The organism is Pseudogemmobacter sonorensis (assembly GCF_042762395.1).
In the GTDB taxonomy this organism is placed as follows: Bacteria; Pseudomonadota; Alphaproteobacteria; order Rhodobacterales; family Rhodobacteraceae; genus Pseudogemmobacter; species Pseudogemmobacter sonorensis.
Genome location: NZ_JBEFZE010000008.1, coordinates 132,199 through 154,288 on the forward strand (window position 1 = coordinate 132,199; position 22,090 = coordinate 154,288).

The following is a 22,090-nucleotide window of genomic DNA, read 5'->3' on the forward strand; positions in this document are numbered from 1 at the left end:
GGACGCGCGGCCGGAAGCGGCGGGTGACAGGTCCTGGCGGCGGTGGCACGCGTGCGGGGGGCTTGCGGGGGGCTGCCTTGGCGAGGGTCACACCCTCGGCGGCCGGGGGCGCTTGCGGCCTTTCGCGGCCCTGCTTTTCCAGACCCTGCTTTTTCCCGGCTTTGTTCTTCCGGTCTCGCTCCTTTGGGGCTGGGCCTTCTGATCGCCGCCTTCGGGCCTCCACCCTTGGTTGGCGCCGATTCAGCGCGGGTCCCGTTCAGCCCCATCGCTTTCGGGGCCCGCCGTCCCGCCTTCGCCCGGAGTTCCGGTCGCCGCCTGCGCCAGGGCCGCGCGCAGCCGCAGCTCGGCCACCAGCGGCAGGTGGTCCGAGGCCAGGCGGGCCTCGGGGCTGCGGAAGGCCTCGATGCGTTCGGGGTGGAACTCCTCGGTCATGGCGATGCGGTCCAGCGCGAACAGCGGGAAGCGGCTGTGATAGGTGGCGCCGCCGTCAAGGATGCGGAACCGACGCGCCAGCCGTCCCAGCCCGACCTCGAGCGAGCGTTCGTTGAAATCGCCCGCGATCAGCGTGGGCACCGAAAGCCGGTCCTGCGGGCCGAGAAGGCCGTTCAGCGCGGTCAACTGGTTGCGGCGCGAGGACCGCAGGAGCCCCAGATGCACCCCCATGACGCGCAGGCGCTGGCCCGCGCGCTCAAGCTCGGCCTCGACGAAGCCGCGCGGCTCCAGCCCCGGCAGGTCGTGATGGCCCGCGCGGATCAGCCGCATCCCGGGCCGGATCAGCAGGGCATTGCCGTGCCAGCCCAGGCTTGCGCGGCCATGGCCGAAGGCGACCGGGACGAGGCCGGTGCGGCGCTCGATCTCGGAGGGGTCGATGGCGGGCGGGCGCGGGGGCAGGCGGAAATCGGCCTCTTGCAGCAGGACGACATCGGCGCCGAGCCCGGCGATGACCTGAAGGATCCGGGCGGGATCGCGCCTGCGGTCGGTGCCCATGGCCTTGCGGATGTTGTAGGTGGCGATGCGCAGGGGCGAGGCCGTGCCGTCGGGGATAGGCGCGACGGCGGCCCGGCTGGCGGGGCCGGGTCCGGTCCGGTCGGGGCGGGCAGGATCGGGATGGGGCAGGATCGGGGCGGTCAAGTCTGGCTCGGATAGGGTTGCGTGTCGTTCGGGCGGCCGGGGCTGTGGAAGCCGAAGCGGCAGGGGCAGCGGTGGGGGACCTTGGCCGGGGATCCGGGTCGGGTCAGGCTCCGTTTCGGGTCAGTCCCTGTCTAGGTCAGGCTTTGGGCCATGCTAGCCCCGCGGGCGCGCCGCGCCAAGCCCGGACGGGGCGGGCGGGCCGCTGTCCGCCGCCTTCGAAGCGGGCGCGGCTTTGGGGAAGCCGTCGCGATGCCCCCGTCCGACCCTCTCCCGCCCGCCCACCCGACGGCCGGAAGGGGGGCGGGGGAGCGTCTGATACCGTGACTCTGGCCCGTTATGGGCGGGGGCTGCGGCATGGCGATGGCCCGGATGGGGGGAGTCTGACCTCGGGCTTCCCGGCGCACGGCCCTCGGGCGGATGCGGGATACGGGCTGACGAAGGGCCCGAGACGGGCCGGGATTGCATGGTGTTCCGGGTGTGGTCGAGGGGGCTCGGAGCGGTCGGGGCTGGGGTTGGGGCGGGGCCGGGGCTGAGCCGTCGGGGCCGGGGGCAGGGATGAGAGGCGGTGTCCGGCACGGGAAACTGCTGGGACAGGAAACCGCTGGGACGGGGAACTGCCAGGATGGGGAGCCGCGGGCGCCGTAGCCCGGCCGAAGAGACGGTGGTGTGGTCGGTTTGCCGCATCCGTGCCGACATCGCGGCGAGTTGCGGATTTCACGGGGGCTTCCCAGGGCTTCCCGGGGATGGGGCTTTCAGGGGATCCATCCGCGCCGTCACCGGATCCGCGCTTGTCGAGACCGTTATCATCGTGTTCGGCGTCAAACGGGGCGCGCGAAGCCCTCAGATCGAAGCCTTGAGTTCGAACCCTGAACCCTGAACCTCGGAGCCCGGAAGCGCCGTCCGGGCTTGGTATGGCGCGGGCGCGCTGTCGCAGGGCAAGGCCCCGCCGCCGCCCCATGCAAATGGGCGGCGGCGGCCCGTCACAGGCGGCCCGTCACAGGCGGCCCGTCACAGGCGGCCCGTCACAGGCGGCCCGTCACAGGCGGCCCGTCACAGGCGGCCCGTCACAGGCGGCCCGTCACAGGCGGCCCGTCACATGCAGGCCTCGAACAGCGCGCGGGTGTTCTCGCGCGTCATCTCGACGGGGTTGCCGCCGCAGGAGGGGTCCTCCAGCGCCATCTCGGTCAGCTCGTCCAGCCGGGCCGCCTCGACGCCGAGCGCGGTCAGGTTCGGCGGGATGGCGAGTTCGGCGCGCAGTTCCATCACCCGCGCCCTGAAGCCGTCGAACCCGCCCGCAATGCCCAGATAGGCGGCGGCGGCGGCGATGCGGTCCTCGATGGCGGCGCGGTTGAAATCCAGCACCATCGGCATCACCACCGCATTGGTGGTGCCGTGATGGGTGCCGTAGACCGCGCCCACCGGATGCGACAGCGAATGGATCGCGCCCAACCCCTTCTGGAAGGCCACGGCGCCCATGGCGGCCGCGCTCATCATATGGCCGCGCGCGGGCAGGTTCTCGGGCGCGTGATGGACGAGGGGGAGGTTCTCGAAGACCAGCCGCATCCCCTCCAGCGCGATGCCCTGGCTCATCGGGTGGTAGATCGGCGAGGAATAGGCCTCAAGGCAATGCGCCAGCGCATCCATCCCGGTGCCCGCGGTGATGAAACGCGGCATGCCCACGGTCAGCGCGGGGTCGCAGATGGTGACCACGGGCATCAGCTTCGGATGGAAGATGATCTTCTTCTTGTGGGTGGCGGAATTGGTCAGGACGCCCGCGCGCCCGACCTCGGATCCGGTCCCCGCGGTGGTCGGCACCGCCAGGATCGGCGCGATGGCGCCCGCATCGGCGCGGGTCCACCAGTCGCCCACATCCTCAAGGTCCCAGACCGACAGATCGGCGCGCTGACCGGCCATCAGCGCGATCATCTTGCCCAGATCCAGCGCCGATCCGCCGCCGAAGCAGATCACCCCGTCGTGGCCGCCCGCGCGATAGGCGGCGATGCCCGCGGCCATATTGGCCTCGTTCGGGTTGGGATCGACCTCGGAGAACACCGCCCGGCCCAGGCCCGCGGCCTCCAGCACGTCGAGCGCCCGGCCCGTGACCGGCAGCGCGGCCAGGGCCTTGTCGGTGACCAGAAGCGGGGCCTTCAGCCCGGCCTCTTTCGCGTGAACCGCCAGTTCCGCGATCCGGCCGACGCCGAACTTGATCGCGGTGGGATAGGACCAGTTGCGGTCGGGAACGCCGTGAGACATCTCACACCTTCTTCAAATGATAGGATTTGGGACGGGTGACCGAAAGGTAACCCAGGTAGGAAAGCGAGCCCCCGCGCCCGGTGTCCTTGCAGCCGGTCCAGCACAGGGCGGGGTCGAGGTAGTCGGCGCGGTTCATGAAGACCGTGCCGGTCTGGATCCGGGCGCCGATCTGTTGCGCGGTGTCGTAATCCCGGGTCCAGATCGAGGCGGTGAGCCCATAGGGGCTGTCGTTCATCAGTTCGACCGCCTGATCGTCGCCCGAGACCTTCATGATCCCCACCACCGGGCCGAAGCTTTCCTCGCGCATCACCGCCATCGTGTGGTCGACATCGACCAGCACCTGCGGCGCGAGATAGGCGCCGCCGTCGTCGGCGGGGAACAGCGCGGGGTCGATGAGCGGTCTGGCGCCCCGGGCCACGGCCTCGGCGATCTGCTCGCGCACCAGGCGGGCGAAACGGACATTGGCCATCGGGCCCAGCGTGGTCTCGGGGTCGAGCGGGCTGCCAAGCCGCAGCGCCTTGACCCAGGCCACCGCCTTTTCGACGAAGGCGTCGTAGAGCGATTCATGGACATAGATCCGCTCGATCCCGCAGCAGCACTGGCCCGAGTTGAACATCGCCCCGTCCATCAGCGTGTCGACGGCGGCGTCCAGATCGGCATCGGCGCGGACATAGCCCGGGTCCTTGCCGCCAAGCTCCAGCCCCAGGGGCGTGAAGGTGCCCGCCGCCGCGCGTTCGATCGCCCGCCCGCCCGCGACCGAGCCGGTGAAATTCACGAAATCGAAACTGCGCGCGGCGATCAGCTCCTCGGTGGTGGCGTGATCGAGGACGAGGTTCTGGAACACATCCCCGGGGATGCCCGCGGCGTGGAAGGCCTCGGCCAGGCGCTCGCCCGCCAGAAGGGTCTGGCTGGCATGTTTCAGGACCAGCGTGTTCCCGGCGATCAGGGCGGGGACGATGGTATTGATCGCGGTCAGGAACGGATAGTTCCAGGGCGCGACGACGAAGACGGTGCCAAGCGCCTCGCGCGCGATCAGGCGGCGGAAGGCGGGGCCGTCCTCGATCACCTTGGGGGCCAGCGTCTCGGCGGCGATCTCGGCCATGTAATCGGCGCGCGCCTGCACGCCGCCGAATTCGCCCGCGCCGAAGCGGATCGGGCGCCCCATCTGATGGGCGAGCTCGGGGGCGATCTGGTCCTTTTTCGCGATCAGCGCCGCCACGCCCGCGCGCACCAGCGCGAGGCGTTCGTCAAGCGGGCGCGCGGCCCATGGACCCTGCGCCGCGCGGGCGCGGGCGACGGCGGCGCGGGCCGCCTCGGGGGCAAGCGGAAGACGCTCGGCATGGACCGTGCCGTCGACCGGGGAAACAAGCTGGATCGGTTTCATTCTTCACCTTGAGGGATGCGGCGGGGCAGGGGCCCCGCCGGTCGGGATGGGGCCGGGCGGGGTTCGGCCCGCGCGGCCCGATGTCGTAAGGCGCCATAGGGGGGCCATGCGGCGGGGCGGGGCCGGGTCGGGGGGCGAGGCCGCTGTGGGCATTGCGTCCCCCGTCCTCGCATCCCGTCTCATCGCGCGCGCCATGCGCCCCATCTCATCGCCCTCCATATCGGCCCGTCTTTGTCCACGCCTTCGGGATCAGGCGCGCTCAAGCAGGCGCTGGAGTTCGAAATCGGTGACCACGCGGTCGGTCTCGGCGATCTCCCATTCCGCGGCATGGTGGTAGTGATCCACCACATCGTCGCCGAAGGCCCGGCGCAGCATCGACGAGCCATGGAGCAGCCGCGCCGCGTCGCGCAGGTTGCGCGGGATCTCGGGCACGCCCTCGGCGCCATACATGTCGCCCTTCATCTCGGGCTCCAGCTCCAGCTTGCGCTCGATCCCGTCGAGCCCCGCCGCCAGCAGCGCGGCGCAGGCCAGATAGGGGTTCACATCGGCGCCCGGGATGCGGCATTCCACCCGGACGCCCTTGGTATGTTCCCCGCAGATCCGAAAGCCCGCCGTGCGGTTGTCCGAGGACCAGACGATCTTGGTCGGCGCGAACATGCCCACGGTGAAACGCTTGTAGCTGTTGACATAGGGGGCGAGGAAGACGGTCATCTCCCTGGCCGCCGCAAGCTGTCCGGCGACGAAATGCTTCATCAGATCCGACATGCCATGCGGGTCGCCCGCGTCGTGGAAGGCGGGCTTTCCGTCCAGCGTCCACAGCGACTGGTGCACATGGCTGGAGGATCCGGCGCGGCGGTGGTCGTATTTGGCCATGAAGGTGACCGACTTGCCCTTGGACCAGGCGATCTCCTTCACCGCCTGTTTGACGATCGTGTGGTTGTCGGCGGTGTCGAGCGCGTCGGAATAGCGGTAGTTCACCTCTTCCTGGCCCGCCTCGGCCTCGCCTTTCGAGTTCTCGACGGGGATCCCGGCACCGTAAAGCCCGTTGCGGACGGCGCGCATCACATCCTCTTCCTTGGTGGTCTGGAAGATGTGGTAATCCTCGTTATAGCCCGAGACCGGGGCCAACCCGGCGAAACCCTTGTCGCGGAAGCTTTCATAGCTGTTCTCGAACAGGAAGAATTCCAGCTCGGTCGCCATCATCGGCTCAAGCCCGAGCGCGCGGGCGCGGGCGACCTGGCGCTTGAGGATGGCGCGCGGGCTGATCGCGATTTCCTCATGCGTGTGATGGTCAAGCAGGTCGCAAAGCACCATGGCGGTGCCCGGCAGCCAGGGCAGGCGGCGCAGGGTGGAAAGGTCGGGCTTCATGACGTAATCGCCATAGCCCTGTTCCCAGCTTGAGCTGCGATAGCCCGGGACGGTGTTCATCTCCATGTCGAGGGCAAGGAGATAGTTGCAGCAATGCGTTTCCTCATGCCCGCCGTTCAGGAAGAAGGCGGCATGGAAACGCTTGCCCATCAGGCGGCCCTGCATGTCGGGGGCGACGACCAGGACGGTGTCGATCTCTCCGGCGTCGAAGGCGGCTTTCAGGGTGTCGAGGGTCAGGTTCGCGGGCATCTTGGCCTCATTTCGTTCATCTGGCGAAGGGGGTGGGGGCGAAGCGGGGCGCGTGCACGGGCGTGCGGCCCCGCCCTCCACCGAATTCGGGCTTGCGCGGCCAGCAGTCCGGCCGGGCGGGGCGGGGGAGGTGCGCGGCCAGAGCATGCGCGGCCAGAGCATGCGAGGCGGGGGCATGCGAGGCGGGGGCATGCGAAGGCAGGGGCATGCGGCCCCTTCCGGGCCGCCGCCCCGCGATCTCCTGCCGCCGTTCCGGCCTTGCCGTCATGCTTGCCAACACTCCGCTTTCCACTGGTCGCAGGTTTCGCCGGACCCGGTTCTCTTCCGTTTGCCCCGGGTTCCGTCGCCTCGGGGCGCGCGCGCACACGCGCTTCATGGGCTCGGCCCCTCCGGGATCCTGATTGTCCGGGATCCTGATTCCGGGCCCCGGACAGAGATCGCCCCGAAGTCTTCGAAGGCTCCGGCCCCTCAAGGGGAAGGGCAGGCGCGGCGGTCGGGGGGGCGCCTGCCGGGGGGGGGGCACCCGGCGGCTTGGCCCCGGGCCGGGCGGCGGGGATCCCGCGCCCGGCCGCTTCGCCCCTCAGCCGTAGCGATAGGGGCGGCCCGCTTTCGACATCACCTCGTTATAGGCCTTGAAGATCTCGACCACCCTGGCCTTGGTCTCGGATTCGGCGGCGACCTCGTCCCAGAAGACGCGCGCGGCCTCTTCCACCGTGGCCCATTCCTCGTCCGGGATCGAGGTCAGTTCCAGCTTCGGCCCGTTCACCCGCAGGTCGGCCTCGCCGCCCCAATACCACCACTGGCGGTAGTAATGCGATTGTTCGAACACGGTCTGCATCAGCAGCTTCAGATGGTCCGGCACCTCGGCCCAGCGTTCGGCATTGGCGAAGAAATGCCCGATCCAGGCGCCCGAGATGTTGTTGGTCAGGAAGTATTTCGTCACATCGGCCCAGCCGACGGTGTAATCCTCGGTGATGCCCGACCAGCCCACGCCGTCGATCTCGCCGGTCTGAAGCGCGACCTGCACATCCTCGAACGGAAGCTGCACCGGCACCACGCCGAATTGCGCCAGGAACCGCCCGGCGGTGGGGAAGGTGAACAGCCGCTTGCCGTTCAGGTCGGCCAGGCTGCGGATCGGATCCTTGGTGGCGAAATGGCACGGGTCCCAGGCCCCGGCCGAGATGTGCTGGATGCCGACCTTGGCATATTCCTCTTCCCAGATCTGCTTCAGCCCGTATTGGTTGAACAGGACCGGCACATCCAGCGAATAGCGCGAGGCGAAGGGGAAATAGCCGCCGAAGACGGTGACCTCGGTGGGCGAGGCCATGGAATCGTCGTCCGACTGCACGGCGTCGATGGTGCCCGACTGCATGGCGCGGAACAGTTCCGAGGTGGGGACGAGCTGGTCGGCGTAGTAAAGCTCGATCTCCATCTGGCCGTCGGCGATGGTGTTGAAGGCGTCGATGGCCGGCTTGACCACATGTTCGCCAAGCGCCGCCCCGGCATAGGTCTGAAGCCGCCATCTGATCGGTGCGGATTGCGCGCGCACGGCGGGGGCTGCAAGCGCGGCGGCCCCGGCGGCCAGCGCGCCGGTCGAAAGGAATTTCCGTCTGGACGTCGTCATGGTGTTACCTCCGTTGGTTGCGGTTCGGTTCGGCGGGGGCGGGCCCCCGTCTTCTTGGTTCAGTTGTAGACCTGCCCGGGCAGCCAGAGCGCGATCTGCGGAAAGATCATGATGATCACCAGGGTCAGCAGCATGATCGCCACGATCGGCACGATCGAGCGGTAGATGTCGGTCAGCCCCACCTGATCGGGCGCCATGGCACGCATCAGGAACAGGTTATAGCCGAAGGGGGGCGTGATATAGGCGATCTGGCAGGTGATTGTGTAAAGCACGCCATACCAGATCAGGTCGAATTCCAGCGCCCGCACCAGGGGGATGTAAAGCGGCGCCACGATCACCAGCATGGCGGTGTCGTCGAGGAACATCCCCAGCACCAGGAACGAGACCTGCATCAGGATAATGATCTCCCACCGCGAAAGGCCGAGTTCGTCGAGGAAGAAGGACTCGATGGCCTTGACCGCGCCCAGCCCGTCGAAGACCGCCCCGAAGGCCAGCGCCGCCAGCAGGATCCACATGAACATGCACGAGACGCCCAGTGTGCTGACCAGGCATTTCTCCCAGACCGCGCGGGTCAGCCGCCCCTTAAGCGCCGCGACCAGCGTCGCGATGGCCGCGCCGATGACCGAGCTTTCGACCAGGCTGACATAGCCCATCACGAAAGGCCCCATCATCGAGGCGAAGATCACCACCGGCAGCACGCCCGAGCGCAGGAGCCGCAGCTTCTCGGCCCGGGGGATGCCCGCCAGTTCCTCGCGCGGCAGCGCGGGGCCGAGCGCGGGGTTCAACCGGCAGCGGATCACGACGTAAAGCAGGAAGAACCCCGCCATCAACAGGCCCGGGAAGATCCCCGCCAGCCACAATTGCCCGACCGGCTGGCGCGCGATCATCGCATAAAGCACAAGCACGATCGAGGGCGGCACCAGGATCCCCAGGCTCGACCCGCCCTGGATGATGCCGGTCACCATGCGCTTGTCGTAGCCGCGTTTCAAAAGCTCGGGCAGGGCGATGGTGGCGCCGATGGCGAGGCCTGCCACCGAAAGCCCGTTCATCGCCGAGACCAGCACCATCAGAAGGATGGTGCCGATCGCCAGCCCGCCCGGGATCGGGCCGAACCAGACGTGGAACATCTTGTAGAGATCGTCGGCCAGCCGCGATTCCGACATGACATAGCCCATCCAGACGAACATCGGCAGCGTCAGCATCGGATACCAGTTCATCAGCTTGATGGCGCTGGTGAAGGCGAAATCATGCCCGCCCCGGTCGCCCCAGAGCAGGAAGGCCGCGATCACCGCGACAAAGCCGATGCCCGCGAAGACCCTTTGCCCGGTCAAAAGCATGGCCATCATGCCAAGGAACATGGTGATGGCGATGGCCTCGTAGCTCATTGGGGGTCGGCTCCGCGCGGGGGGGCGATCTCGACGCCGCGCAGGGTGGCGATGTCGCGGATAAGGAAGGCGATGCTTTGCAAGAGCATCAGGAAGGCGCCCGTGCAGATCACGATCTTGACCGGCGCCATATAGGGCCTGCAGGCCGAGCGCGACCGCTCGGACACCTCAAGCGCGTAGAGCGTGCTGTCGATCCCGCCCCAGAGCATGAAGACGAAGAAGGTGATCATCGCAAAGACCGTGACGCAATCGACGGCGGCGCGGGTGCGGATGGACCAGCGGGCGTAAAGCAGGTCCATGCGCACATTCGCCCCCAGCATCAAGGACCAGGCGCCGCCCAGCATGAAATAGCCGACCATGGTGAACTGGGCATATTCCTGGGTGCAGAGCGAGGGGCGGAAGAATCCTTTGGCGATCACCGACCACATCAGGATCCCCGCCAGCACAAGGATCAGATACATCGCCATCCGGCCGATGCGGTGGTTCACCGCCTCGACGGCGCGCACGAAAAGGAGGGCGGCCTGAGGCACCTTCCTCAACCCCTTTGCGCGGCCCGGCCCGGGCGGGGCAGGGTCGCGCCGGTTGTGGCATCGGGCTTGGCAGGACGGGTGAAAACCCGTTGCGGCGCGGGGGCGGCAAAGGCCATGCTGCGACTCGGGCTCCCTGTGGTCGGTTGCGCGGTTTTTCCCCGATCCTTTCGCCCCGGCCGGGATCTGTCAAGAATATTCCAGATCGGATTTCTTTGTTACAATCGTTCCGACGCCGAGTCTTGCCTGCGAGTCTTGCCTGTCGGCCGCATCGCTTGGATGCGCGGCCCGCGGGTGGCAAATCGGCTCTGGCGCGGGCGGCGCGGGCGGGCAATTCTGGCCCGGCCGCCCGCGGGCGCGGCGCAACGCGGGCAGGCCGGGGAACGGCGGCGGAAAGGGCTTGGGCGATGGACAGGGTCCTGAGGATCGAGGAACGGATGCGCGCCGCGCTTGGCGACCTGACCCGGGCCGAGCGCCAGGCCGCGACCCATATCCTGTCGCATTTCCCGATGTCGGCGCTCGGCTCGATCACCACGCTGGCGCGGGCGGCCGAGGTCTCGTCCCCGACCATCGTGCGGCTGGTGCAGAAACTGGGCTTCCGGGGCTATTCCGACTACCAGACCGCGCTGCGCGCCGAGGTGGAGCGGCTTCTGGTCGCGCCCTTGTCGCTGCCCGAGGGCGGGCGCGAGCCGCAGGCCCATCCGCTGCAATCCTATGCCGTGCAGGTCGTGGCCAATGTCGAGGCCACGCTGGGGCGGATCCCGGCGCTGGATTTCGACGGCGCGGCGGCGCTTCTGGCCGATCCCGCGCGCAAGGTGGCGGTGATGGGGGGGCGGCTGACCCATGCCCATGCCGATTACATGGCGACGCTGCTGCGGGTGATCCGGCCCGAGGTGACCTATCTGGCCGACCATCTGACCGACTGGCAGCAGGCGCTGCTGGACCTGCGGGCGGGTGATGTGGCGGTGATCTTCGACATCCGCCGCTACGAATCGAATGCGGTGCATTTCGCCGAGCTCGCCGCCGAACAGGGGGCCGAGGTGGTGCTGATCACCGACCGCTGGCTGTCCCCCGCCGCCGCCTTCGCCCGCCATTCGCTGCCCTGCCATATCGAGATGCCCGCCGCCTGGGATTCGACGGCGGCGATCCTCGTCGTGGTCGAGGCGCTGCTGGCGCAGGTCCAGGGCCGGGTGCCCGACCAGGTGCAGGCCCGGCTCAACCGGCTGGAGGATTGCTTCGCGCGCACCCGCACCTTCCGCGCGCCGAAGGTGGGCGGCAAGGGCTGAGGGCGCGGGCCGGGGGTTCGGGCCGGGGGGGGGCTGGGGCGCGGACCTAGCCGCAGTCGCTCCGCCGCCAGCCGAAATCTTCGGTGTTCCAGCAATAGCCCGCCGCCGCCATCGCATCCTCCAGCGTGAAGACCGGCGCGATCTCGCCGCCCTGGCATTCGAAATGGGCCAGCAGCGTGCCGTTTCGCAGCACGCTCACCCCGGCCTGAAGCCCGGCCTCCTGTTCCAGCCGGTCGAAGCTGTTCCAGGCCTCGTATTCGTAATCCGCGTTGAAGAAGCGGACCGAGGACCAGATCGCCCGGCCCACGCCCGACCATGGCGTGACCGAGCCCGCCGACATCGGCACCGAAAGGCTCAGGTCGGGGCGGCCGGGGGGGCCGAAGCTGTAGCTGAAACTGCCCTCGCCCGCGAAATCGCCGTGCCGGATCAGGACCTCCAGATGCCGACCGCCCCCGACCGGGCAGGAGATGAAGGTCTCGACCGCAGGTTCGGCCCGCAGCGGCGCGGCCGCCAGCATCAGTCCGGCAAGGAAAACCAAACGCATCCGTCTCTCGCTTTCTTCCGGGGCCGCAGGGGGCCGGTGGCGTCGCATCCATGGGGCCGATCAACCGCAATACGGAGGTCGCGGAGGCCCCCGGACGGGATACGCAGGGGACGGTCCGCGCGCAAGCCGTGACAGGGCACCCCCGCGCGACGGGATGCCCCGGCGATGCGGCCCCGCCCGACCTCAGCCCAGGGGCGCGACGCCCGGCCCGTGGCGCAGCCGCCGCATCCCGGCCAGGGCGTTCATCAGGATCGCCGTCACGATCACCGCCCCGCCGGTCAGGGTCGAGGCGCTCGCCGTCTCGCCCAGGAACAGCCAGACCCAGAGCGGTGCGAGGATCACCTCCACCTGGCCGACCAGCGTCGCCTCGGCGGCGGAAAGCACCCGGCTTCCCAGCGTGTAAAGGATCATCCCGCCCGCCAGCAGCACCGCGCCCATGGCGACGGCGATGGCGATCCCGGGCAGGGGCGCCAATGCGCTCTGGCCGGTCGCGGCCATCAGCGCCGCCCCCGCCGTCGCCGCGAAGACCGCGCCAAGGAACGAGACCGGCATCGCCTCGCGCAGCCCTCCCGCCCTGAGCGCGACGCTGAACCCCGCAAAGCCCGCCGCCGAGATCAGCGCGGCGATATTCCCGGCCATGGCGCCGGCCTCCAGCCCGTCGCGCACCATCATGAAAACGCCCAGGGCCGCCAGCGCGATGGCAAGCCCGGTCGCGGGCCGCACCGGCTCGGCCAGAAGAACCCGCCCCAGCACGGCGGCGATCAGCGGCGTGGCCGAGAACAGGAAGACGGCATTGGCGATCAAGGTGGCCTGGAAGGCGAAGATCGCGCCCCCGAACGCCGCCACGAGGCATAGCCCGCCCGCGACCCCCGCGATCCCCGTCGCTCGGATCTGGCGCCAGGGTCGGCCGCCGGATCGGATCGCGATCCACAGCCCCAGCACCGGCACCGCGCCGAGCGAGCGCCAGAACAGCACCGCCCATGTCCCCACGCCCTCGATCTGGCGCACAGCCAGCCCGGTCAGCGACCACAGGATCGCGGCAAGGATGCAAAGAAGGGCGCCGGTTCGGTAGCTTATGGCGCGGCAGGCTAGCCGGGTCCGCCCGCCGCCTCTGTCCCGAAAGCGACATCGTGCCGCCGCCGCCGGTGCATTCCGGCGCGCGGCAGGGGCCACCGGCGGCCCCGGGCAAGGACGCATCCCGTCCAGGCGGCCATGCGCGCTCAATACCCCCGGGCGCGGTCCACCACATGCAGGAACCGCTCCCCCGCCTCGCCGCGCCGGATGTTCTCGGCCAGCGCCCGCGCCGCCGTGGAGGGCCGTGTCTCGGCCGCGACATGGGGGGTGACGGTCACGCGCGGATGGTGCCAGAACGGGTGGTCGGGGGGCAGGGGCTCGGTGCGGAAGGTGTCGAGCGTGGCATGGCCGACCTGCCCGCGGTCGAGCGCGGCGAGCAGCGCCGCCTCGTCGATCAGCGCGCCGCGCCCGGGGTTCAGGATCACCGCCCCCCGGGGCAGCAGCCCAAGGCTGCGCGCATTCAGGATGTTCTCGGTCCCGGCGGTGCGCGGCAACAGGGCGACGACGATCTGCGCCTCGCGCAGCGCCTCGGCAAGCCCGTCCTCGCCATGGAAGGTGGCAAGTCCGGGGATCTCCTTCGCGGTGCGGCTCCAGCCCCGCAGCGGAAAGTTCAGCGCCTGCAGGGCCCGCGCCGCCGCCAGGCCAAGCGCCCCCAGCCCCAGCATCGCCACCGGCCGCGCGCGGGCAAGCGGCGGGCCGACCGGATCCCAGATCCGGTCGGGATTGACGATATGGCGGTCGATCCCCAGGTGATGGCGCAGCACATGGCCGGTCACCCATTCGACCATGCCCTCGGTCAGCCCGGGATCGACCATGCGCAGAAGCGGCTGGGTCAGGGTCGGGTTGGCGACCACCCGCTCCACCCCGGCCCAAAGCGAAAGCACCGCCTTCGCACGGGTGAAGGGACGGAAATCCGACAGCGGCGCCGAGGGGGCATGCAGGATGTAATCCACCTCCTCCGGCCGGTCGGTCGCGGTGACGAGACGCGCGCCACGCACCCCCGCCTCGGCCAGCGCGGCGGGCAGCACCCCGGCATAATCCGGCCAAAGCTCGGGCGCGGCGAACAGGATCAGCGGCATGGTCTCTCCCGGGTTCCGTCGGCGGATGGTGCGGCTCTCCGCAAAGCCCGGGCATGGCACGCCACCACCCCCCTTGTCCACCTCGCCCACTCCCCCCGCCTCTCCCCCATTCTTCTTTGCAAAAATATCCCGGGGGTGAAGGCGCCAAAGGCGCCGAGGGGGCAGCGCCCCCTGCCTCCCTCAAAATTTGATCAAATTCCTTGAAGCCAATCCGTTTTGATCATATTCTCTCCGGCAGAGGGGCCGCAAAGACGCCATCCGGCACCGCCCAGGGCCCCGATCCGTTTCCCGCAAGCTCAAGCGAGGTGGCTTTCCATGTCTTCGATCACCAACAACACCCCCACCGCCGAGTTGCAGCGGCTTGACGCGGCGCATCACTTCCACCCCTTCACCGACAAGGCCGGGCTCGACCGCAAGGGCGCGCGGGTGATCCTGCGGGGCGAGGGCTGCTGGCTGACCGACAGCGAGGGCCACCGCATCCTCGACGCCATGGCCGGGCTGTGGTGCGTCAACATCGGCTACGGCCGCAAGGAACTGGCCGAGACCGCCGCGCGGCAGATGCAGGAACTGCCCTATTACAACACCTTCTTCCAGACCACCCATGTCCCCGCCATCGCACTGGCCGCGAAACTGGCCGAACTCGCCCCCGGCGATCTGAACCATGTGTTCTTCGCAGGCTCCGGCTCCGAGGCTAACGACACAAACATCCGCCTGGTGCGGCGCTACTGGCAGGTCAAGGGCCAGCCCGAGCGGCGCACCATCATCGCGCGCTGGAACGGCTATCACGGCTCGACCCTGGGCGGGGGCAGCCTGGGCGGCATGAAGGGCATCCATGCCCATGGCGGCAAGATCGACGGCATCGAACATATCGGCCAGCCCTATTGGTGGGGCGAGGGCGGCGAGATGGACGAGGACGCCTTCGGCCTGATGCGCGCGCAGGAGCTTGAGGCGAAGATCCTCGAAATCGGCGCCGACAAGGTCGCGGCCTTCATCGGCGAGGCGGTCCAGGGCGCGGGCGGCGTCATCGTGCCGCCCAAGACCTACTGGCCGGAAATCCAGCGGATCTGCCGCAAATACGGCATCCTGCTGATCCTGGACGAAGTCATCACCGGCTTCGGCCGCACCGGCAACTGGTTCGCGGCCCAGACCTTCGATCTGCAACCCGACATCATCACCATCGCCAAGGGGCTGTCCTCGGGCTACCAGCCGATCGGCGGCTCGATCCTGTCGGACGATGTGGCCGAGGTCGTGGGCTCGGGCGGCGAATTCGCCCATGGCTATACCTATTCCGGCCATCCGGTCGCCGCCGCCGTGGCGCTGGAGAACCTGCGCATCATGCAAGACGAGGGCGTGGTCGAACATGTGCGCGACACCGCCCATCCCTATCTGGCCGAACGCTGGGCCCGGCTGGCCGACCACCCGCTGGTGGGCGAGGCCAAGCTCGTCGGCCTCATGGGGTCGATCGCGCTGACGCCCGACAAGGCGCGGCGTGCGAAATTCGCCTCGGACGAGGGCACGGTCGGCCTGCGCACGCGCGAGCGGTGCTTCGCCAACGACCTGATCATGCGCCATGTCGGTGACCGCATGATCATCTCGCCGCCGCTGGTGATCACGCCCGAAGAGATCGACATCCTGATCGAGCGCGCGACCCGCAGCCTGGACGAAAGCCATGCCGGGCTGAAGGCCGACGGGCTTCTGGTGGCGAAAGCCTGAATCCGGCCCCGCCCGGCCAGGGGCGCGGCGCGGCAGGATGCGGGCGGGGCGGGACCCTGCCTGCGGCCTATCTCCTCCCGAGGTTTTCTCTGAGGTCTCCGCTGAGGTCTCCTCCGGGATCCCGTCTGGTTTTCCCCGCGGGGCGGGCTCGTCCCGCTCTGAAGGCATGGCACCCTCCCGGCTTCAACGCTGCCGGTAGGAAACCCTCCGGGATGCGCGCCAGGGGCGCGGCGCGAGGGGCAGGGGCTCAGGCGGCCAGCAGCAGCGCGGCCTCATGCGCGCGCAGGCACAGCCGGGCGGTTTGCGCGGCCTGCGGTGCGTAGGTCCGGGGCTGGTCCTGCGTGAAAGTCCCGTCCTGCGTCGTGGCGTTTTTGCCTCTCCGCGCGGCCTGCGCCGGGAACAGGGCGTCGAATTCGGCCCGGGCCCCGGCGGGCAGGGCGGCGATGTCGCGCAGCAGGAAGCTTTCGGTCGGCGCGCCCTCGGCGAAGATGATCTCGTGGCGGTCGAAGACCAGGTGGAAATAGGTCACCTCGCCGCCCTCGCGCCGCCGCCCCAGCCCGGCCGCCGCAAGATGCGTCGCCGCCACCAGCACCTCGGGTTCCGAGAACAGCAGGTCCGCCCGTGCATTGCCGATCAGCATCCGGTGCTGGGGAGAGACCACGAGGTCGCGCAGGTTGCCGCAGCTTCCCGCCGCCAGCACCACCGGCGCGAAGGCGCCGCGCGCGGGCACGGTGGTCGAAAGCACGGCGCGCAGGCTCTGGAACCCGTGGTCGCGTGTGGCGATCTGAATGCCTGCGCGCAGATCCTCGACCGCGACCTCGCCCTTCACGGTGGCGATGCGGGTGCCCGCGGCGAAACAGGCGATCTGGTCATAGGGGATCGGCGTCGAATTCGAGGTCGTCGTCTGGGTGAAGGTATAGGACTGGCCCGCCTCCAGCGGCTGGGTGGCGACAAGGCCGTGAACCGCCCCGAAGGTCAGAAAGCCGTTGCCGCCGAAATGCAGCGTGATGACCCGCAGGGAATCGCCCGGGTTGTAGAGGTCGTAGGCCGAATGCACCGTGGTTCCGGCGGCATAGGCGGTGCCGTCCAGCACGATGGCCTCGGTCAGCACCTGCTGGCTGAGGTCGATCTCGTCGAAATTGGCATCGTCGTCGGTCACCGCGACACGGGTCGGCGTGGCGTCGGGACGCAGCGTCAGGGTCACCGGCAGACTGCCGGACATGCCGCCCCAGATGGTTTCCGACGGCAGCGCGGTGGTGAAATCCGAAGGGCTGTAGATGAAAAGGTAATAGGGCATCGCAGGCTTGCCTCGGGGATCAGGTTCGGCGGACGGCGGGTTTCGGCATCGGGGCCGGGCACTGTCCACGTTTTGACGACAATCCCGCCAAATTGTGGCGAAATTGCGGTAAACCGGCCAGGTTTCGCCCCGGCAAGCCGCGATCCGTGGCCGGGGCGTAGAATATTCCCCCTTCCCCGGGGGCGGCGCGGAACGGTGCGGCTGCGAACCCGCCCTTTCGCGCGCCGGGTTTTCCTGGCGGCGCCCGCCGCGCTGCCGCCGCTTGAGTTTGCCCCCCGGCTTGCCTACACCTGATCCAAACGGCAACCGGACGAACATCATGCGAATTCACAGCGATCTGGCCGACACCATCGGCAATACGCCGCTTCTGAAGCTGAAGAAGGCCAGCGAGGCGACCGGCTGCACCATCCTGGGCAAATGCGAATTCATGAACCCCGGCCAGTCGGTCAAGGACCGCGCGGCCCTGTTCATCATCCGCGACGCCGTGGCGCGCGGCCTGCTCGCCCCCGGCGGCACCATCGTCGAGGGCACGGCCGGGAACACCGGGATCGGGCTGGCGCTGGTCGGAAACTCGCTGGGCTTCCGCACCGTGATCGTCATCCCCGAGACCCAGAGCCAGGAAAAGAAGGACATGATCCGGCTCGCGGGGGCCGAACTGGTGCAGGTCGCCGCCGCGCCCTATCGCAACCCCAACAACTACGTCCGCTATTCCGGTCGCCTGGCCGAGGCGCTGGCGCGGACCGAGCCCAACGGCGCGATCTGGGCCAACCAGTTCGACAACACCGCCAACCGCCAGGCCCATGTCGAGACCACCGGCCCCGAGATCTGGGAGCAGACCGGCGGCAAGGTCGATGCCTTCGTGGCCGCCGTCGGTTCGGGCGGCACGCTGGCGGGCGTGGCCGAGGCGCTGCAACCCCGGGGCGTGAAGATCGGCCTTGCCGATCCCGAGGGCGCGGCGCTTTACAGCTATTACACCGAAGGAACCTTCGAGGCGCCCGGAAGCTCGATCACCGAAGGCATCGGCCAGGGCCGGATCACCGCCAATCTCGAAGGCTTCCGCCCCGATTTCGCCTGGCGCATCCCGGATGCCGAGGCGCTGCCGCTGGCGTTCGACCTGCTGACCGACGAAGGGCTGTGCGTCGGCGGTTCTTCCGCGATCAACATCGCGGGCGCGATCCGCATGGCGCGCGAACTGGGGCCGGGCCATACCATCGTCACCATGCTGTGCGACTACGGCAACCGCTATCAGTCGAAGATGTTCAACCCGGTCTTCCTGCGCGAAAAGGGCCTGCCGGTCCCGGAATGGCTGGCGCGCGGCGCGCGGGCGCTGCCTTCGGTCTATGAAGACGTCTAGGCGCGCGGCCGCGCTTCGGCTGCGCCTGGGGGCGGGGCTGCGGATCCTGGGCCTGGCCTTCTGGCTGGGCCTATTGGGCCTCATGCCGGGGCCGATGCTGCCCGGGGGCTCTGGCGCCGCGCTGGCGCAATCGGGGGCCGAGACCGCGGCCGAGAGCCCCGCTCCGGTGGATTACCAGGTCTGGGAGGACACCGCCGCCCGGGCCGAGGCCGCGCTGGCCGACAACCGCATCACCAGCGCCCAACTGGATGCGCTGCGGGCCGAAATCGCGCTGTGGCGGACCGAGCTTTCCAGCGCGTTGAGCGCCAATTCCGCCCGCATCGCCACCGTGCGCGAACAGATCGCGGCGCTTGGTCCCGCCCCGGAAGAAGGCCAGACCGAGGCCGCCGAGATCGCGACGAAGCGTCTGGAACTCGCCGATCTGCTGGGCAGGCTGCAAGCCCCCGGACTTGCCGCCGACGAGGCCTATCGCCGCGCCGACGGCTTGATCCGCGAGATCGACCGCATCCTGCGCGAACGCCAGGCCGACCGGCTGCTGCAACTCTGGCCCTCGCCCCTCAACCCGGCGAACTGGGACGATGCGGCGGTGGCGGTCGGGGATACCGCGATACGGATCTGGGACGAGGCCTCGGGGGCCTGGGCGGACGACCGCACCCGCCAGACCTTCCTGGGCAACCTGCCGCTGATTCTTCTGCTGCTGGCCCTGGCCGGGTCGAGCACGATCCTGGGCCGCCGCTGGATCGAGATCCTGGCCGACCGGCTGCATGCGCGTGGCTCCGAGGCGCGGCAGCGGGTGTTCTCCTTCCTCGCCTCGATCGGGCAGGTGGTGGTGCCCACGCTTGGCGCCGTGGCGCTTTCGACCGCGCTGATCCTGACCGGGATCCCGGGCGACATCATTGGCGCCATCGCGCGGGCGCTGCCCTTCCTGGGGCTGACGCTGTTCCTGTCGATCTGGCTGGGCGGCCGGGCCTTTCCCCGCGTCGAGGAGGATGCGCCGATCCTGCCCCTGCCGGTGGAGCGCCGGGCCGAGGGCCGTTTCCTGGCCGCGATGATGGGCCTTGTGGTGGTGTGGGAGGCCTTGCGCGCCATCTCCATGGGGTCGCAGGCCTATGCCAATGCGGTGACCTCGGTCGCAAGCTTTCCGATCCTGTGCGCGGGAGGGCTTTTGCTTTGGCGCACGGGGCGGCTGCTGAAGCTGGCGTCGCAATCGGGGGGGGCGGGGCAGGCGGCCTCCTACGCGCTCAAGCTCACCGGGCTTCTGGGGCAGGGCTGCGTCGTGCTGGGCATCGTCGGCCCGCTGCTGGCGGCCTTCGGCTATGTCGCCGCCGCCAAGGCGCTGGTGTTCCCGGCCATGCTGTCCCTGGGCCTTCTGATGCTGCTTCTGGTCCTGCAGGAGCTGCTGTCGGACCTGTGGGCCATGGTCGCGCGGCTGAGCGATGCAGAAAGCGGCGAGGGGCTGGTTCCGGTCCTGATCGGCCTGGTGCTGACCCTGCTGTCGCTGCCGCTCTTCGCCCTGATCTGGGGCGCGCGGCTGTCGGACCTGACCGAGCTGTGGACCCGCTTCCGCGAGGGGTTCCAGATGGGCGAGACCCGGATCTCGCCCACGGATTTCATCGTCTTCGCGGTGATCTTCGTCGCGGGCTACATGGTGACGCGGCTGCTTCAGGGCACGTTGCGCAGCACCATCCTGCCGCGCACCCGAATGGAGCGCGGCGGCCAGAACGCGCTGGTCTCGGGCATGGGCTATGTCGGTATCTTCCTGTCGGCGCTGCTGGCGTTCAACGCGACCGGGATCGACCTTTCGGGCCTTGCCATCTTTGCCTCGGCGCTGTCGGTGGGGATCGGCTTCGGGCTTCAGAACATCGTGCAGAACTTCGTCTCTGGCATCATCCTGATGATCGAGCGCCCGGTCTCCGAGGGCGACTGGATCGAGGTCGGCACCACCCAGGGCATCGTCAAGGTGATCTCGGTGCGCTCGACCCGGATCCAGACCTTCGACCGCAACGTTGTGCTGGTGCCGAATTCCGACCTGATCAGCCAGCGCGTGACGAACTGGACCCGGTTCAGCCTGGCCGGGCGGCTGATCGTGCCGGTCGCGGTCGCGCTCGGCCAGGATAGCCGCCGGGTCGAGGCCATCCTGCGCGAGATCGCCGAGGCCCAGCCGATGGTGGTGCTGAACCCGCCCCCGGCCATCCTGCTGCAAAGCTTCGGCAGCGGCGCGCTGAATTTCGAGATGCGGCTGATCCTGCGCGACGTGAATTTCTCGGGCGGGGTCCGCAACGACATCAACCACCTGATCGTGCAGCGTTTCGCCGAGGAGGGGATCGAAATGCCCTCGACCTCGGCCGAGATCACCCTGGGCAATCCCGATGACCTGGGCCGGGCCTTCGCCGCGCCGGGGCTTTCGGGGGGGCTTTCGGGGGGCCTTGCCGAAGCGCGGCCGACGGGCGCCGCCTCCTCCCCCTCGAAACCCGCCGACGGAGCGCCGACATGACCACCGAACCGCTGTTCCGCACCGACCCATATCTGCAAGAGGCCCCCGCCCGCGTCGCCGCCCTGACCGACGAGGGCGGCGTGGTCCTCGACCGGACGGTGTTCTACCCGACCGGCGGCGGCCAGCCCGGTGACAGCGGCTGGCTGATCTGGGAAGGGGGGCGGCTTCCGGTCGCGACCGCGGTGAAGCGCCCGGACGGCGGCGTGGCGCTGGTCCCGGCCGAGCCGCTGGCCCTGCCGCCGGTGGGGGCGGAGCTGCGCCAGGTGCTCGACTGGGACCGCCGCCACCGCCATATGCGCGTCCATACCGCGCTGCATCTGCTGTCGGTGGTGATCCCGCTGCCGGTCACCGGCGGCCAGATCGGGGCCGGGCGCGGGCGGCTCGATTTCGACATGCCCGAGCCGCCGGAGAACCTGGCCCTGCTGGAAGAGCGGCTGAACGAGCTGATCGGCCTCGACCTGAAGGTCAGCGAAAGCTGGATCACCGACGCGGAACTCGCCGCGAGCCCCGGGCTGGTCAAGACGCTCTCGGTGCGTCCGCCGGTGGGGCAGGGCCGGGTGAGGCTGGTCCGCATCGGGACCGAGGCGCGCCAGGTCGATCTGCAGCCCTGCGGCGGCACCCATGTCGCCCGCACCGCCGAGATCGGCCGGGTCGTGCTGGAGAAGGTCGAGAAAAAGGGCCGGGTGAACCGCCGCGTCTCGCTGGCCCTGGCCGAGTGACCGGCGCTTGGGCGGTCGCCCGGACGGACGCGATCGGCCGCTATCCGGGCGCCGGTGATGCGGATCCGCGCCGCTCCGACAGCCCGGGCCCTGACCGGCTTCGACCCAAGCTCCCGCCCGGCCCCGGGTGACCGCCCCGAGCCCTGCGCCGCCCCGCCAGCCGACAGGGCGCTAGCGATGTGTGTTTGCCGGTGAGATCCTTTGGCAGGATCGCAGGATCGCAGGATGGCCCATGGGACAAGCCCGTCACGCAAGCGCCACGACCACGCAGGCCACCCCGCGCCGCGACAGGGCGATCAGACGCCCCGTCCTGCGCCTGATGCCGCCGCCCCGCATCGGAAAAGCCATCGCCAAAGACCGCTTGCCCCCGCCCTTGCGATAGGTATAAGGGCCCCCGATGGACAGTTGGCCGAGTGGTCGAAGGCGCACGCCTGGAAAGTGTGTAGGCGGGGAACCGTCTCGAGGGTTCGAATCCCTCACTGTCCGCCATATTTCATGTCATATTGATACTTAAGTCATTGATTTAAAAGGATTTTTTCCTTCTCGTTCCGTCAGGGCGGCTTATTTTGCTGCACAATAGTCTGCACATGTTGCGCCACTGACTGCTTG

16 protein-coding genes and 1 tRNA gene are annotated in these 22,090 nt (G+C 69.2%); 6 read left to right on the plus strand and 11 right to left on the minus strand.

Annotation, left to right across the window (positions count from 1 at the left end; genetic code table 11):
* Nucleotides 1-240 precede the first annotated feature (240 nt).
* The 7 genes from ABNX41_RS08790 to ABNX41_RS08820 all read right to left on the minus strand — a co-directional run bounded on the left by ABNX41_RS08790 (nt 241) and on the right by ABNX41_RS08820 (nt 9,924).
* On the minus strand, nt 241-1,131 hold the full coding sequence (locus ABNX41_RS08790) for an endonuclease/exonuclease/phosphatase family protein (protein WP_438669342.1): 891 nt from the start codon (nt 1,129-1,131) through the stop codon (nt 241-243).
* A gap of 1,092 nt (nt 1,132-2,223) precedes the next feature.
* Entirely contained in the window at nt 2,224-3,384 is a 1,161-nt protein-coding gene (locus ABNX41_RS08795; protein WP_438669343.1) for an iron-containing alcohol dehydrogenase, read from the minus strand.
* Between the two features lies 1 nt (nt 3,385).
* On the minus strand, nt 3,386-4,768 hold the full coding sequence (locus ABNX41_RS08800; protein ID WP_438669344.1) for an aldehyde dehydrogenase family protein: 1,383 nt from the start codon (nt 4,766-4,768) through the stop codon (nt 3,386-3,388).
* A 249-nt stretch (nt 4,769-5,017) separates the two neighbouring features.
* Nucleotides 5,018-6,385, minus strand: coding sequence for a glutamine synthetase family protein (locus tag ABNX41_RS08805; RefSeq protein WP_438669345.1), 1,368 nt, complete (start codon nt 6,383-6,385; stop codon nt 5,018-5,020).
* A 580-nt stretch (nt 6,386-6,965) separates the two neighbouring features.
* A complete protein-coding gene (locus tag ABNX41_RS08810) occupies nt 6,966-8,009 on the minus strand; it encodes a TRAP transporter substrate-binding protein (protein ID WP_438669346.1) in 1,044 nt (347 codons plus the stop codon).
* Nucleotides 8,010-8,068: 59 nt separating this feature from the next.
* Nucleotides 8,069-9,394, minus strand: a complete 1,326-nt coding sequence (locus ABNX41_RS08815; RefSeq protein ID WP_438669347.1) for a TRAP transporter large permease — start codon at nt 9,392-9,394, stop codon at nt 8,069-8,071.
* Entirely contained in the window at nt 9,391-9,924 is a 534-nt protein-coding gene (locus ABNX41_RS08820; RefSeq protein ID WP_438669348.1) for a TRAP transporter small permease subunit, read from the minus strand. The genes ABNX41_RS08815 and ABNX41_RS08820 overlap by 4 nt, the downstream gene beginning before the upstream one ends.
* Nucleotides 9,925-10,328: 404 nt before the next feature.
* On the opposite strand from ABNX41_RS08820, the gene ABNX41_RS08825 reads away from it, so the two are divergent.
* Entirely contained in the window at nt 10,329-11,207 is an 879-nt protein-coding gene (locus ABNX41_RS08825) for a MurR/RpiR family transcriptional regulator (RefSeq protein ID WP_438669349.1), read from the plus strand.
* 46 nt (nt 11,208-11,253) lie between these two features.
* On the opposite strand, the gene ABNX41_RS08830 is transcribed toward ABNX41_RS08825, so the two are convergent.
* From ABNX41_RS08830 to ABNX41_RS08840, 3 genes are all read right to left on the minus strand, one after another.
* Nucleotides 11,254-11,751 carry a hypothetical protein gene (locus tag ABNX41_RS08830; protein WP_438669350.1) on the minus strand — a complete coding sequence of 166 codons (498 nt, stop codon included), beginning with the start codon at nt 11,749-11,751 and terminating at the stop codon, nt 11,254-11,256.
* A gap of 183 nt (nt 11,752-11,934) precedes the next feature.
* Complete coding sequence (locus ABNX41_RS08835) at nt 11,935-12,924, minus strand: DMT family transporter (protein ID WP_438669351.1); 990 nt, start codon at nt 12,922-12,924, stop codon at nt 11,935-11,937.
* A gap of 47 nt (nt 12,925-12,971) precedes the next feature.
* The gene (locus ABNX41_RS08840) at nt 12,972-13,904 is read right to left on the minus strand and encodes a 2-hydroxyacid dehydrogenase (RefSeq protein ID WP_438669352.1); all 933 of its coding nucleotides are present in this window, start codon (nt 13,902-13,904) and stop codon (nt 12,972-12,974) included.
* A 315-nt stretch (nt 13,905-14,219) separates the two neighbouring features.
* Between ABNX41_RS08840 and ABNX41_RS08845 the strand changes: the two genes are divergently transcribed.
* Nucleotides 14,220-15,617 carry an aspartate aminotransferase family protein gene (locus ABNX41_RS08845; protein ID WP_438669353.1) on the plus strand — a complete coding sequence of 466 codons (1,398 nt, stop codon included), beginning with the start codon at nt 14,220-14,222 and terminating at the stop codon, nt 15,615-15,617.
* A 247-nt stretch (nt 15,618-15,864) separates the two neighbouring features.
* On the opposite strand, the gene ABNX41_RS08850 is transcribed toward ABNX41_RS08845, so the two are convergent.
* Nucleotides 15,865-16,914, minus strand: coding sequence for a Hint domain-containing protein (locus ABNX41_RS08850; protein ID WP_438669354.1), 1,050 nt, complete (start codon nt 16,912-16,914; stop codon nt 15,865-15,867).
* 319 nt (nt 16,915-17,233) lie between these two features.
* Between ABNX41_RS08850 and ABNX41_RS08855 the strand changes: the two genes are divergently transcribed.
* The 4 genes from ABNX41_RS08855 (at nt 17,234) to ABNX41_RS08870 (ending at nt 21,970) form a co-directional block, all read left to right on the plus strand.
* Nucleotides 17,234-18,268: a cysteine synthase A gene (locus ABNX41_RS08855; protein WP_438669355.1), complete on the plus strand. Its 1,035-nt coding sequence runs from the start codon at nt 17,234-17,236 to the stop codon at nt 18,266-18,268.
* On the plus strand, nt 18,255-20,762 hold the full coding sequence (locus ABNX41_RS08860; protein WP_438669356.1) for a DUF3772 domain-containing protein: 2,508 nt from the start codon (nt 18,255-18,257) through the stop codon (nt 20,760-20,762). The genes ABNX41_RS08855 and ABNX41_RS08860 overlap by 14 nt, the downstream gene beginning before the upstream one ends.
* The gene (locus tag ABNX41_RS08865; RefSeq protein ID WP_438669357.1) at nt 20,759-21,481 is read left to right on the plus strand and encodes an alanyl-tRNA editing protein; all 723 of its coding nucleotides are present in this window, start codon (nt 20,759-20,761) and stop codon (nt 21,479-21,481) included. The genes ABNX41_RS08860 and ABNX41_RS08865 overlap by 4 nt, the downstream gene beginning before the upstream one ends.
* Nucleotides 21,482-21,880: 399 nt before the next feature.
* Nucleotides 21,881-21,970 (plus strand) — tRNA-Ser (locus ABNX41_RS08870).
* The last annotated feature ends 120 nt before the right edge of the window (nt 21,971-22,090 follow it).

Coding starts and splice junctions, on each gene's coding strand:
- ABNX41_RS08815 (WP_438669347.1), bottom strand. CDS start 9,394: ATGAGCTACGAGGCCATCGCCATCACCATGTTCCTTGGCATGATGGCC.
- ABNX41_RS08860 (WP_438669356.1), top strand. CDS start 18,255: ATGAAGACGTCTAGGCGCGCGGCCGCGCTTCGGCTGCGCCTGGGGGCG.
- ABNX41_RS08850 (WP_438669354.1), bottom strand. CDS start 16,914: ATGCCCTATTACCTTTTCATCTACAGCCCTTCGGATTTCACCACCGCG.
- ABNX41_RS08800 (WP_438669344.1), bottom strand. CDS start 4,768: ATGAAACCGATCCAGCTTGTTTCCCCGGTCGACGGCACGGTCCATGCC.
- ABNX41_RS08840 (WP_438669352.1), bottom strand. CDS start 13,904: ATGCCGCTGATCCTGTTCGCCGCGCCCGAGCTTTGGCCGGATTATGCC.
- ABNX41_RS08805 (WP_438669345.1), bottom strand. CDS start 6,385: ATGCCCGCGAACCTGACCCTCGACACCCTGAAAGCCGCCTTCGACGCC.
- ABNX41_RS08830 (WP_438669350.1), bottom strand. CDS start 11,751: ATGCGTTTGGTTTTCCTTGCCGGACTGATGCTGGCGGCCGCGCCGCTG.
- ABNX41_RS08825 (WP_438669349.1), top strand. CDS start 10,329: ATGGACAGGGTCCTGAGGATCGAGGAACGGATGCGCGCCGCGCTTGGC.
- ABNX41_RS08865 (WP_438669357.1), top strand. CDS start 20,759: ATGACCACCGAACCGCTGTTCCGCACCGACCCATATCTGCAAGAGGCC.
- ABNX41_RS08795 (WP_438669343.1), bottom strand. CDS start 3,384: ATGTCTCACGGCGTTCCCGACCGCAACTGGTCCTATCCCACCGCGATC.
- ABNX41_RS08855 (WP_438669355.1), top strand. CDS start 17,234: ATGCGAATTCACAGCGATCTGGCCGACACCATCGGCAATACGCCGCTT.
- ABNX41_RS08810 (WP_438669346.1), bottom strand. CDS start 8,009: ATGACGACGTCCAGACGGAAATTCCTTTCGACCGGCGCGCTGGCCGCC.
- ABNX41_RS08845 (WP_438669353.1), top strand. CDS start 14,220: ATGTCTTCGATCACCAACAACACCCCCACCGCCGAGTTGCAGCGGCTT.